Source organism: Terriglobus saanensis SP1PR4, from assembly GCF_000179915.2.
GTDB lineage: Bacteria > Acidobacteriota > Terriglobia > Terriglobales > Acidobacteriaceae > Terriglobus > Terriglobus saanensis.
On sequence record NC_014963.1, the window covers coordinates 1,072,138 to 1,084,288 of the forward strand.

Annotated in this window: 15 protein-coding genes; 6 read left to right on the top strand and 9 right to left on the bottom strand. The window is 59.6% G+C overall.

Going from position 1 to position 12,151, the window contains the following annotated elements; genetic code table 11:
• The first annotated feature begins 113 nt into the window (after window positions 1–113).
• The 4 genes from ACIPR4_RS04485 to ACIPR4_RS04500 all read left to right on the top strand — a co-directional run bounded on the left by ACIPR4_RS04485 (window position 114) and on the right by ACIPR4_RS04500 (window position 2,866).
• On the top strand, window positions 114–605 hold the full coding sequence (locus tag ACIPR4_RS04485) for a single-stranded DNA-binding protein (RefSeq protein ID WP_013567464.1): 492 nt from the start codon (window positions 114–116) through the stop codon (window positions 603–605).
• 164 nt (window positions 606–769) lie between these two features.
• A complete protein-coding gene (locus ACIPR4_RS04490) occupies window positions 770–1,675 on the top strand; it encodes a DMT family transporter (RefSeq protein ID WP_013567465.1) in 906 nt (301 codons plus the stop codon).
• Between the two features lie 65 nt (window positions 1,676–1,740).
• The gene (gene cyaY / locus ACIPR4_RS04495; RefSeq protein ID WP_041586418.1) at window positions 1,741–2,076 is read left to right on the top strand and encodes an iron donor protein CyaY; all 336 of its coding nucleotides are present in this window, start codon (window positions 1,741–1,743) and stop codon (window positions 2,074–2,076) included.
• A 22-nt stretch (window positions 2,077–2,098) separates the two neighbouring features.
• Window positions 2,099–2,866, top strand: coding sequence for a glycosyltransferase family 2 protein (locus tag ACIPR4_RS04500; RefSeq protein WP_013567467.1), 768 nt, complete (start codon window positions 2,099–2,101; stop codon window positions 2,864–2,866).
• Here ACIPR4_RS04500 and pgeF read toward each other — a convergent pair.
• The 9 genes from pgeF to ACIPR4_RS04545 all read right to left on the bottom strand — a co-directional run bounded on the left by pgeF (window position 2,863) and on the right by ACIPR4_RS04545 (window position 9,931).
• A complete protein-coding gene (gene pgeF / locus ACIPR4_RS04505; protein WP_144312316.1) occupies window positions 2,863–3,915 on the bottom strand; it encodes a peptidoglycan editing factor PgeF in 1,053 nt (350 codons plus the stop codon). The two genes, ACIPR4_RS04500 and pgeF, sit on opposite strands and share 4 nt — an antisense overlap.
• A gap of 41 nt (window positions 3,916–3,956) precedes the next feature.
• A complete protein-coding gene (locus ACIPR4_RS04510; RefSeq protein WP_041585918.1) occupies window positions 3,957–4,178 on the bottom strand; it encodes a hypothetical protein in 222 nt (73 codons plus the stop codon).
• Between the two features lie 11 nt (window positions 4,179–4,189).
• Window positions 4,190–4,756 (bottom strand): DUF420 domain-containing protein, encoded by a 567-nt coding sequence (locus tag ACIPR4_RS04515; protein ID WP_013567470.1) that lies wholly within the window; start codon window positions 4,754–4,756, stop codon window positions 4,190–4,192.
• A gap of 12 nt (window positions 4,757–4,768) precedes the next feature.
• Window positions 4,769–5,722, bottom strand: coding sequence for a heme o synthase (gene cyoE / locus ACIPR4_RS04520; protein WP_013567471.1), 954 nt, complete (start codon window positions 5,720–5,722; stop codon window positions 4,769–4,771).
• Between the two features lie 47 nt (window positions 5,723–5,769).
• Entirely contained in the window at window positions 5,770–6,801 is a 1,032-nt protein-coding gene (locus ACIPR4_RS04525; RefSeq protein WP_041585919.1) for an AI-2E family transporter, read from the bottom strand.
• A gap of 100 nt (window positions 6,802–6,901) precedes the next feature.
• Window positions 6,902–7,477 (bottom strand): shikimate kinase, encoded by a 576-nt coding sequence (locus ACIPR4_RS04530; RefSeq protein WP_013567473.1) that lies wholly within the window; start codon window positions 7,475–7,477, stop codon window positions 6,902–6,904.
• A 291-nt stretch (window positions 7,478–7,768) separates the two neighbouring features.
• The gene (locus tag ACIPR4_RS04535; protein WP_013567474.1) at window positions 7,769–8,047 is read right to left on the bottom strand and encodes a hypothetical protein; all 279 of its coding nucleotides are present in this window, start codon (window positions 8,045–8,047) and stop codon (window positions 7,769–7,771) included.
• Window positions 8,044–8,697, bottom strand: coding sequence for an RNA polymerase sigma factor (locus tag ACIPR4_RS04540; protein ID WP_013567475.1), 654 nt, complete (start codon window positions 8,695–8,697; stop codon window positions 8,044–8,046). The genes ACIPR4_RS04535 and ACIPR4_RS04540 overlap by 4 nt, the downstream gene beginning before the upstream one ends.
• Before the next feature lie 181 nt (window positions 8,698–8,878).
• On the bottom strand, window positions 8,879–9,931 hold the full coding sequence (locus ACIPR4_RS04545; RefSeq protein WP_013567476.1) for a ThiF family adenylyltransferase: 1,053 nt from the start codon (window positions 9,929–9,931) through the stop codon (window positions 8,879–8,881).
• Window positions 9,932–9,983: 52 nt separating this feature from the next.
• On the opposite strand from ACIPR4_RS04545, the gene ACIPR4_RS04550 reads away from it, so the two are divergent.
• Entirely contained in the window at window positions 9,984–11,399 is a 1,416-nt protein-coding gene (locus ACIPR4_RS04550; protein WP_013567477.1) for a UDP-N-acetylmuramoyl-tripeptide--D-alanyl-D-alanine ligase, read from the top strand.
• Window positions 11,400–11,416: 17 nt separating this feature from the next.
• Window positions 11,417–12,130: a hypothetical protein gene (locus ACIPR4_RS21430; RefSeq protein WP_013567478.1), complete on the top strand. Its 714-nt coding sequence runs from the start codon at window positions 11,417–11,419 to the stop codon at window positions 12,128–12,130.
• Window positions 12,131–12,151: the final 21 nt, after the last annotated feature.

Here is a 12,151-nt window from a genome sequence, read left to right on the forward strand (position 1 = left end):
TTAAGTCCCTTTATCCGCAAGCCTTTAGCGTAAAATTGTGCAAGGTGCACCCTCGGGCGCAACACCTTCTGATCTGTTATCTTCATCTCCAACCCGAAAGGAAGTACCTGTTTATGGCAAAGGGCGTCAACAAAGTTATGCTCCTCGGCAACGTCGGAAAAGACCCGGAGATGCGCGCCTCGCAGAGTGGCATGGTGATCGCCAGCTTCTCCCTGGCCACCGCCGACCGGCAGAAAGACCAGACCGGCAACTGGGTCGACAAGACCGAGTGGCACAATCTGGTCTGCTTCGGCCGTACTGCCGAAATCGTTCGCGACTACGTTAAAAAGGGCACACAGCTCTTCGTAGAAGGCAAAATTCAGACCCGTTCCTGGGACGATAAGGAATCGGGACAGAAGAAGTACCGTACCGAAATCCTCGTCAACGAACTCTCGCTCCTCGGCAGCCGCCAGGGTGGAGAATCGGGTGGCGGTTCCAGCTACTCCGCCTCCGGTGGAGGAGCCAGCAGCTACAGCAAGAGCACGGCCTCCTTCGATCAGCGCCCGTCGCAGCCGCAGGAAGACTACGCCGACGCTGGGATCACCGACGACGATATCCCCTTCTAAAGTGTTTCCGTCCTTCTGATCGCTCTTAAGCCAAAGCCCCTCCAGGAGGGGCTTTGGCGTGGGCGGCCAAAAGGTAAGGCCCAAAATGGGAACCGAAAAAACCATCCCAAGATGTCCCAAAGATTCGGTGTGCCCAGAATCGAACACTTCCCTATGCTCAAGTGATGTCGCAGAAACAGACCTCCCTCCCTATCGCGATCACTGCCGCTGCCGTCACGATCTTTTCCTGGGCCTCCGCTTACCCTGCGATTCGCGTCGGTTTGAGGGGCTTTAAACCGGTGGAACTCGCCTCATTGCGTTTTTTCACGGCATCGCTCGTGTTTCTCGTCATTCTCGCGATCAAAAGGCCGCCACTTCCGCGTGGCAGCCATCTCTTTCGCATTGGTCTTGCTGGAGCCCTGGGGATCGTGATCTACAACCTCGCGCTGAACGCAGGGGAATTGACTGTCTCTCCTGTTACGGCCAGCTTCTTGATTAACTGCATGCCCGTCTTTGCGGCTCTCCTCGGAGTGACTTTTCTAGCGGAGCGCCTCAGTCCGATCGGCTGGTTCGCTATCGTGCTCAGCTTCACAGGGGCGACGATCATTGCGTTTGCCACGCCGAACGGGTTTCACTTCGGGGTTGGAGCCGTACTGATTCTTCTCGCGGCGCTCTGCGCATCCGTTATGGGCACGTTGCAGAAGACGCTGCTGCGCACCTATCCTTCCATCTCAATCACTGCGTGCCTCATGTTTACGGGAGCGATTATTCTTTCGCCCTATCTCCCGGAGGCGCTCAAGGTGGCGGCGCATGGTCCGCGCGAACCGCTCTTTGCCGCGCTCTTCCTGGGGATCTTTCCCGCCGCGATCGGTTATCTCGCCTGGACGATTGCGCTGTCGCGCTTCACCCTCAACCAGACCGCGAGCCTCCTCAACCTCGTTCCCATCGTTACGATTGCTATCTCGTATCTCTGGCTTCATGAGATCCCCGCGTTAAGCAGCTTCTATGGGGGTCTCCTCGCCATCGCAGGGGTCATCCTTCTCAGTCGCTATGGGAGAGCCCCGGCGGGCGTCCTCAGCGGCGTCCGCTAGAGAATTTCGCAGAGCGAAATAGTGTGGAAGGGCGGCAGGTTCAGCTCGGCGGTTACACTGGATGCATGATCGACGAAGCTACGTTCCGCCGCCTTTCCGACTCTGTCCTCGAAGACCTGAAGCAGTCCCTGATCGAGGCTGAGGAAGACGGTGGATTTGAAGCCGAAGAAAAGAACGGCGTCCTGAACGTGCTCTTTGAAGACGACAGCGCCAAGTTTGTCTTCACGCCAAACACGCCCGTGCGCCAGATCTGGATCTCCGCCATCTCCACCAGCTTCAAGCTGGAGTACAACCAGACCACAGAGGCCTTCACGCTGCCCAAGACAGGCGAGACCCTCAAGCCGCTCACGCAGCGCCTCCTGCGCGAACACACGGGCAACCAGGACATCGTCCTCGTTTAGCGTACGTGCTACAACGGTACCCATGCCCGCGCTCTCCGTCGCCATCATCACGCACAACGAAGAGGCCAACCTCGCACGGACGCTCCGCTCTCTTCCGGAGGGCTGTGAGGTCGTTGTGGTGGACTCGGGATCGACCGATGGAACGCTGACCGTTGCGAGTCAATACGGTGCGCGCGTGATTGAGCAGCCGTGGCTGGGTTTCGCAGTGCAAAAGAATCTTGCTCTCTCGGAGTGCACCGGCGACTGGGTGCTTTCGCTCGATGCCGACGAAGAGCTGTCGCCTGCTCTGCGCGACGAGATTGTTTCTCTTGTGCAGGGGCAGCCTCTCCCGGGAAAGCCAGAGGCGTATTTCGTACCGCGAAAGAATTTCTTCCTTGGCCGGTGGATCCGCTTTGGCGGCTTTTATCCCGACGCAAAGCTTCGCCTCTTTCGCAAGGGTGTTGCGAGCTTCGAGCCTCGTCCTGTGCACGAAGTGATTCGTTTCGACGGCGCTTCCGGCAAGTTGCAGGGGGCGCTTCTGCATCATGCCTATCCCACACTGAGTGGATACTTGGAGCACATGAACCGCTACAGCACATTGGGTGCGGAGATATTGCAGCAGAAGGGCAAGACTTCGGCGAGTGCCTTTGATTTCATTGCCCACGTATTCCTGGCACCAGCCGCGACGTTTGTCTGGAACTACGTCTTCCGCAGCGGCTTCCGCGATGGGCGAGAAGGTCTTCTGCTGCACCTGTATCACGCCAGCTACACGAGCTGGAAGTATGCCAAGGCGTGGGAGAAGGCTCGCTAGCGAACGCCAATGACGGACATCATGCGTCCAGTGAAGCCCTCTTCGGTGCGATGCGAGAAGTAGCGTGAGGTTCCGCACGCGGTGCAGGTTCCAACCACAGAGATCTTCTTGGCCGAGATGCCAGCGTCGAGCAACTGGCGGCGGTTCGCTTCCCAGAGATCGAGGTGTAGTTGCGGACCAATTGGGGAATGTCCGGGAGCGCGCGCTGTCATGAAGAGCAGAGGATATTTGTCGCGGATCGGTTCGGATTCGTAGACGTCGCTGAAGAGCTCTGGAGCATAGGCAAACTGCGATTCGAACTCGTGACGGACCTCTTCGCCTACCGAGTAGCAGCAGGGGCCGATGCCCGCGCCGATGGCGGCGACGATGTCCTTCGGGTCGGTGCCGTATTCGATCTTCATGGTGCCCACACCGCGCTCCACGATGCGCGCGAGCGTGCCTCGCCAGCCAGCATGAAATGCTGCGACCGCGCCGTTCTTGCGGTCGTAGAGCAGAACAGGAATACAGTCGGCGGTCATGACACCCAGCAGGCGATGCGGGAGGTCAGTCATTACGGCGTCGCCGCGAAGGTGGGTCGCCTCGGTATCCCGCAGGACACGCACGACGGGTGTGTGACGCTGCTGCAGCGTTACGAGCTTCCAGTCTTTGGCTTCCTTGCCCAAAAGGGCTTGCATCATCCGCGTGCGGTTGGCTTCGACATTCTTGCGCTCATCGTGCGAGGTGAAGCCGAGATTCAGATCGCCCTGCGACTTGGGTAAGCCGGGACGATAGACGCGGGTCACACCACCGGAGCGGGTGGAAAATCCGTGAACGACCGCAGGGGCCTTTGCCAGAAGGGAAGAGAAATCGAAGTCGATCTTCGGTGTTGGAACTTTAGTCGTTTCTGCGGCCAGCTTCTTCTTTTTGCCGACAGGTTTGCGCGCGCCTTCGGTCCAGGTTCCTTTGCGGCTGGAACGTGTGCCGTGGGTCAGTCCGATGGAGGCGAGGAGGTCGTCCACGCCGCGAATGGCTGCTGGACTTTCTAAAGATGAAACGGTTTTTCGGGTCACTGGTCTATTTTATCCGTGCGTAAAAAGGGAAAACGGCGAGGTTATCGCCTTCGGTCCTCGAACCACTTTGCGAAGCCGAGAAGAAGAAGGAAACCGGAGGCGGGGAGGCAACCGAGGGCAAAGATCAGGCCGAACCAGCCCAGGTTGCTGGGCGGTCCGTGCTGTCCAAGGCCTCCACCGATCTTCACCAGGATCGCGAAGATCACGCCCGCGATGAAGATGCCTGTGCCTACCCGAAGAATGGAGCGTGTGTCATTGCGCATCTTTCCTGGGGTCATCTGCTGATCGCAGCCTGCATCAGGTACACGGCGACGCCGGTTACAGACACGTAAAGCCAGATGGGAAAGGTGTAGCGGGCGATCTTACGGTGAAGGACGAACCGCTCCGACAGAGAGAAGAAGAAGGTGATGAGGACGAGCGGAAGGGCTACGACTGAGAGAAAGATATGCGAGATCAGCAGTGCCAGGTAGCTGTGCCAAAGGGGGCCGGTGTGCGCGATGGGCAGGTGGTATTCGCCGTGGAGCGCGTGGTTGGCGAGATACGAGACCAGGAAGATCGTGGAGAAGACGAAGGCGGTAAACATCGACGCGCGGTGCTGACGGATTTTTCGCTGCCGAATGAACCAATAGCCGAAGACGAGGGCAATCGCGGAGAGCGAGTTGCAGATCGCATTCACCGTGGGCAGAAACTTGAACTGGCTTCTGTCTGCGTCGATGGGAGGATGGACATACACGAGCCAGAAGATGAAGGCGCTGGCAGCTGCCGAGATCGCGAGAATCAACCAGATGATCGAAGTCGGTGTGTGGATCTGGGGTGCAGGGGAGGCTTTGCTGCTCGTCATTCGTTGGGCTCTCTAGTAGGCGATACGACCCACCGCGTCCAGCATCATGGCGGCGAGGAGAAGGGGGAGGTGGATCACGCTGACGCGGAGAAGCGTGCGGGCGTAGTTGCGTGAGACCGCTGGGGGAAGACCGCGTGTGATCTTCGTGAACTGGATCGTGTACGCCAGGTAGATGAGATCGAGGACGATGGCACAGGCTCCATAGATGCGGCCCGAAGTGCCGAGGTAGACGGGCCAGAGCGAGACCGGGAACATCAGCACGGCATAAAAGAGCGCCTGCGCGGCGGTGGCCCGGCCTTTGGGTGAAACAACGGCTGTGACGCGGATGCCGGCGAGGGCGTAGTCGTCGCGATAGAGCCAGCCGATGGCCTCAAAGTGAGGGAACTGCCAGACGAAGATGATGGCAAAGAGTGCGACGGCGGGCCATTCGATCATGGGGCGGGCGGCGGTCCAGCCAATGATGGCCGGAAGCGCTCCCGGGAAGGCTCCCAAAAAAGTAGCTGCCATGCTGATGCGCTTCATCGGGGTGTAGACGGCGACGTAGCCTACGGCGGTGAGCAGGGTCAGGATCCCGGTGAGGTAGTTCGTGGTGAGCGCGAGAAAGATTGACCCACCGGCGATGGCGGTAAAGCCGACGATCAAGCCGTGCGCCAGACCGATGCGCTCCGCCGCCATGGGGCGCATCCGCGTGCGGGGCATGAGGGCGTCGGTGCGGCGTTCGAGCACCTGGTTCAGAGCGCCTGAACCGCAGGTAACGGCGGTGATGCCGATCATGGCGTTGATGAACTGAATATGGAAGGGACTGATGCCGGAGCGCAGGCAGCCGAGATAGAACCCGGCGGCGGCGGTGATGACGACCATCAGGGTGACGCGCGGCTTGAAGAGTTCGCCATAGTCGGAGAAGAGCGTGTGGCTGGCCGCTTTACGCGACTTGCTCTGCCCGGCGATGGAAGTGGTGGCGCTCACTCTTCAAGGATAGCAGTGAGCGCCCACACGGAGGGTTTGGGGGCAGGTCAGACTTTAGGCGGGGCAGGAAGAGCTTCTTCCTTTTGCACAAGGAATTCGTCCGCGAAGACTGCCACCAGGGCTGCAGAGGGAACAGCGACGAGAGCGCCGACGATCCCGGCGAGCGTGGATCCCACCAGAAGGGCAATCAGGACTGCGATTCCCATGAGGTCAACGCTCTGTTTCATGATGCGCGGCGTCAGCCAGGCGTTTTCAAACTGGGTATAGGCCGCGTAGAAGATGAGCACCAGGAAAGCGTGGGGCCAGGAGTCCGCAGCGGCGACGCCGAAGACAATCACGATGGTGACCAGGTTTCCCGCGATGGGAATGATGTTTGTAATGCCCATGAGAATGCCGAGCAGAACGAAGTAGCGGATATGGAGCGCGCCGAAGACGATCAGGCTGTACGCACCCTGGATGCCCATCAGGATGAGTTGTCCGATCAGCCAGCGGGAGACTCGCTCCTCAGCGACACGGAACATCCCATCCATACGGCGACGGAAACCCGTTTTAAGCGTAGATAGGAAATACTTGTAGACCTCGTCGCCTTCAAGAATGAAGTAGACCGTAAGAATGATCGTGGTCACGATATCGAAGAGGTGTTCCGCCCACAAGGGCAGGGAAGACACGATATAGGCGGCCGTTGCGGAGGCGGCAGTCTCCACGCGCGTAGTAATGTTTTCGATGCCTAGCTTGTCGGCGAGTGGCATGTTCTTGATTCGGGCAAGCAGAACGGGAATACGCGCAGGCAGATCGGTAGCGAACTCCTTCAAATCTCGCATGACGGGCGGAAGGCCCAGGCGGAAGAAGAGGAACAGAGCGCCGAAGAGGGCCACGAGAAGAATGACGACGGCGATGGGTCGTGAGGGATGCCAGCTGCGAATCTTCCAAGTAGTGATCTTTGCCACCACGGGCGAGAGGACCACGGCGAAGAGGGCCGACACGTAGACAATTTCAAGGACGCGGAGAAGATGCCAGCCAGCGTAGAGAAGAATAAGCATGGCAAGCGTGAAGACAATGTATCCGCGGACCTCTCGCACACGTGCGGCTTTGGTTTCTGGAAGTGGCAGCGTCGTTCTCCTGAAAAGCTTTGTCCGTGAGATGCCGGCTGTCGCTTTGGGGTTCGGTGAGTCCGCAAATCTATAGATTCTGTAAGCGTTCCTGAATGGTGATGACGGTCTCGTCGGGGGTCTTTCCTTCTGTGGCCACGGTGATTCGTGCGATGCGGCGGTACAAGGGGAGGCGGGCGCGGAAGCGGGCCTCGGCGGCAACGGGATCGGCAAGATTCGGGCGGACGGCAGCGTCGGGCTGGAGCATGCAACGGTCGAAGAGAGCAGGGAAGCCTGCGTCGAGGAAGACGACGGCAGTGGCGGGGGTCTGTTCCAGAAGAAGGCGGTTGGTGAGGACCTCCGGAGCACCGCCGCCCAATGCAATCACCGTATTCCGATGGCCCAGGGCGTGCGCGATGGCGTGCGATTCGAAGCGGCGGAAGGTGTCTTCGCCGTGGGTGTTGAAGATGTCCGCAATCGTGGAACCGTGGCGCTCTTCAAGGAGGGCATCTATATCGAGGAAGTCCCAGTGGAGTGCGGCGGCGAGGCGACGGCCAGCGGTGGTTTTACCCGCTCCCATGAACCCGGTGAGGACGATGCGTTTTAGTTGCGATGGCAGGGAATGAGGCACTGGGGTTAATGGTAGCGGAACGGTTGTGGTGGCCATGCGATTCTCCGGATCTGGTGCAGAAATTTGAAGTGCAATGGAAAGAGCCGCGTTCCCTGTGGGAATCGCGGCTCGGAGGATTCTGAGATTCATCTCTGAATTTAGAGAGGATTTCGGGCAGATTCCGCACGGGCCGCTACTGGATACCAGTAACGGAAGGTAAAGCAGGCGGTCTGGAAGCTGCACATCATTCTGAAAATAAATGTACGCGCATTGCTTTGGGGGTTGCAAGGGCGAAGGCACAAAAAGCCCCACTCGTTGGAGTGGGGCTTCGTGTCGGATTCAGCAGAACTAATCGATCTTGCTCTTGTCGGTTTCGAGGGAGTTCTGGATTTTGCTCCAGAGTTCCGGGGAGGGGTCGATTTCGTTTTCAGGCTCCAGGAGCATGCGAGCCTGTTCGGCGATGTACTCGAGATCGCGCACGAGTTCAGCGCAGGTCGGATTTTCGCGCAGAATGCGTGCATAGCGCGGATCCTCGGAGATGCGTGAACCGGAGGACTTGGAAAACAGCTCAGGGAGCTGGTTGAGAAACTCCTCGGAGGTCATATTCAGTTCGATGTTTTCGGTCACTTCGCGGCCTCCTGCTTTGGCATGGCCTGTTCGTTCTGACGAAGGATTTCGCGGAGCTTCAGCCGAGCCTTGTGCAACTGTGATTTGCTATTTCCGGTAGAGCATTCGAGCATGCCCGCGATCTCGTTATGCTCGAAGCCTTCGACATCGTGCAGGACGAAGACAAGGCGATACCCGGGAGGCAGGGTCGCGACGGCACGTTCCAGCGCGACACGGTCCACGGAGCCGGAAAGATGAGGGTCGCGGCTGCCGAAATCACGCTTGGGCGCATCTTCCTCGGAGGGATTGATGGTCTCTTCGAGCGAGACGAGCTGCAGGCCCTTCTTGCGCAGGTGCATCAGGACTAGGTTCACCGTCAGGCGATGCAGCCAGGTAGAGAAGGCGCTTTCGCCACGGAAACTGCCGAGTTTGCGATACAGATGGAGGAAGGCCTCTTGGGTCATGTCCTCGGCTTCAGAGACATTGCCGAGCATACGGAGGCAAAGCGTGTAAACGCGACGCTTATGCAGGGCGTAAAGCTTGGAGAAAGCATCGGCGTCGCCGTTTTTTGCTTTCTCGATCGCTTCTGCTTCGCCCGCGATGGGAGGGTTCCGCTTAAATAAGCCGGGCGTTGCGTTGGTTGTGGTCATTCCTTGAACTTGCACCTGCATGCGCTTCTCAGTCCTGAAGATTCCTGGTCAGGAATCTTCGCTTCCTGTTTGTTGTACAAAGCCCACGCATTTACAGGATAAATCAACGGGGCGGCCGCGTTCACCGGCGACGGGAGCTTCGTCTGGTGAGTTGGAAGGAATGGAGGGCTGTAAGGTTGCCTATTTACGCCACGAAAAGAATTTACGAACCAATGAAGCGCGCATAGAGGGATCGCGCTACGGCGACGTCTGTAGTGCCCTGAATCAGTGCCCGGCCATCCGCAAAGACGGTGAGCGTGTGCGGCGTGCGTTCGAAGCGAAGCAACATCTGGTTGAAGCGGACGGCTCCGTGGGGGGAGAGGCGCGCGGCAAGTTCCTGCAGGTCGACGGGGCGCTTGTGTTCGTGGATTTGGACAGAGTTCCGTCCGCAGAGGGTGATCTGAGGGCGGCCTGCGCCTTGGAGATGCGGGAAACGGTGGTGGGCGCAGATCTCGCAGTCGGCCCGAGGGGTGCCGGTGCGGATCTCGGAGTGGTCGCCGGTCCAGAGATCCAGCGAAAAGAGCGTGCGCCGCAGGGCCGGGGCGTTTCCGGTGAGGAGCTTGAGGGCTTCGGTGACGGCGAGCGAGGCGGCGAGGTTGACGGCGGTGTTGAGAATGCCGGCGGTGTCGCAGGTTTCCACGACGCCCGACGGCGGTGCAGGGAAGATGCAGGCCAGGCAGGCGGTCCGTTTGGTCTCTCCGAGGTCCGCGGGCAGGATGTTCATTGTGGCGGCGTAGGAGCCGATGGCAGCGGTATAGATCCACGGCTTTTGCTGCTGGACGGCGTAGTCGTTGAGAAGATAACGGGTTTCGAAGTTGTCTGTGGCATCGAGGAGGATGTCCGCGTCGCCGAGCAGGGCGTGGATATTGGTGGGGGTAAGGTCAGCGATATGCGCGTGGACGGTGACCTCGGAGTTGAAGTCGGCGATACGACGGCGGGCGGCTTCGGCCTTGGGAAGAGACTCCAGGGCGTCGGCTTCGGTGAAGAGGACCTGACGCTGGAGATTGGAGGGCTCGACGAAGTCGCGATCGATGAGTGTCAGGGTGCCGACGCCTGCGCGGGCGAGAAGCGATGCGGCGGCAGCACCGGTGGCTCCTACGCCGATGACGGCGGCGTGGGCATTCTTGAGTTTCTGCTGGCCCGAGAGGCCGATGGGGGAGAAGAGGGTCTGGCGCGAGTAGCGGTCGGTTGGGTCAATTTTGTTTTCTGGGATCAACGGACGGCCTTTCTGCGCTGTGTCTATTCTAAGTGTTGTTCAGGAGAGTGCGATGAAGCTGACGTTGGGGCAGGTAGCGGATTGGATCCACGCGGAGGGCGAGTTTGTTTCGACCGACGAGGTGGTGGGGTATTCCATTGATTCGCGGACGGTGGGCGCGGGTGAGTTGTTTTTTGCTGTGATGGGCGAGCGCTTCGACGGGCACGAGTTTGTAAAGACCGCGCTTGAGGCCGGAGCGGTGGCTGCGGTGGTCAGTATGCGGTGGGTGGTTTCCGCGGAAGTGGATCCCTGCAAATTGCTGCGTGTCCCCGATGGGGAAGACTGTGTTTTGAGCGCGTTGCAGAAGCTGGCGCGTGAGGTGCGCAAGAGCTGGGGCGGGCGCGTGATCGGCGTGACGGGTTCCGCGGGGAAGACGACGACGAAGGAGTGCGTCGCGGCGGTGCTGGCGGCGAAGTTCAAGGTGCTGAAGTCCGCGGGAAATCTGAACAACCACTTCGGTGTGCCTTTGCAGCTGCTGCGTCTCGAAAAAGAACACCAGGTGGCCGTGATTGAGATGGGGATGAACCATGCCGGGGAGATCGCGACTCTGGCGAAGATCGCAGAGCCGGACTGGGCCGTAGTGAGCAATGTGGCGGCGGTGCATCTTGAGTTTTTTGCGGACGGGATGGAGGGGATTGCGCGGGCGAAGAAGGAACTGGTCGATGCTCTTCCTGCTGCCGGGGTCGCGTTCCTGAACGCCGATGATGTCTTTGTTTCGACCTTCGGGGAGGGGCATGAAGCAAGGATGTTCGGGTTGAGTGAGACTGCCGATGTGCGCGGTGTGGAAGTGAAGAACGTTGGCCTGGAGGGAATGCAGTTTGTAGTGCAGGTGACGGCGCGCGAGGGTCGCGTAGCCGACAAGATGCGCGCACGCATCGCCTTGCTTGGTGAGCACAACGTCTACAACGCATTGGCGGCGATTGCCGTGGGGTTGGAGAGCGGGATGACGTTGGGCGAGTGTGTTTTTGCGCTCGACAGCGTGGTGCCCAGCGACAAGCGCGGCGAGATGATCGAGTGGCACGGAGCGCGTTTGATCAACGATTCGTATAACTCCAACCCTCGCGCGCTGGAAGCTATGGTGGATGCCCTGATGGCGATCGAGGGAGGCCGACATATTGTGATCGCGGGCGAGATGCTGGAACTCGGACAGGATGCAGGGAAGCTGCATGCGGCCTCCGGGCGACAGATGGCGAAGCGCGGTGTGGATGTTGTGGTGGGTGTGCGCGGATTTGCGGAAAGCCTTGCCGGGGTAGCGAAGATGAGCGGCGCAGAGGCGCTCTTCGTGAAGACGCCCGAAGAGGCCGGGGCGTGGATGAAGGCGAACTTGCGCGAGGGAGATGTAGTCCTGCTTAAAGCCTCGCGTGGTGTGCGGCTGGAGAAGGCACTGGCTTCGCTCGTCGAGGATGAGGTTGACGCAGAGGTGGGGTAAAGGCGCATCCTACTGGCATGGTTAAAGAACTGGCAGTGGGCGGCGGCAAAAGCGGAAGCAGGGCGATCTCGGCTCCTAAAAAAGCAGTGAAGAAGGCTGCGAAAAAGTCTGCCAAGAAGGCGGCTCCGCACGCGTTGAAGATCGACTCTGAGAAGTCGCTGCGTGAGACCTTGGGGCTGGCTTCGAAGAAAGCAGCCAAGAAAGCTGCAAAGAAGGCGGCCAAAAAGGCAGCAAAGAAGGCAGCCAAGAAGGCAGTTAAGAAAGCCGCGCCTCTGCATGGTGGGAAGAAGCACGATCTGGACAGGGCCTTCCATCACCTGGAGCGCACGGGGTCTGTCGTAGCTCTGCTGGAAGACCACTCCGGCGGAGATCTTCGTGCTCTATTACAGGAAGCAACACAGGCCTACGACGCGGCTCTGGCGTCGGGCGATCGTTACGATGTGGACGTGGCGACCGGACTGGCTCGGGCGTGTGAGCATCTGGCGCTGGGTGGCATGTATGAGGCCTGGGAGCGCCAGCCTTCGGATCTGGGAGATGTGGGTCACGTTGATGTGGAGAAGGTGCTCTCCCGTGTGGAGCACGCCCAGGAAGATGCCAGTGGACGGGCGGTGGAGTGGCTCGGAATTGCGATCTCGATCCTCCAGCAAGCTGAGGAAGAGGGCGGCCGTCCTCACCTGGTCTGGGAGTTGACGAAGGCGGCTGAAGGGTTGCTGGAGGCCGCTGAGGCCTGAGCCTTCGCGCAGACCTGGTCG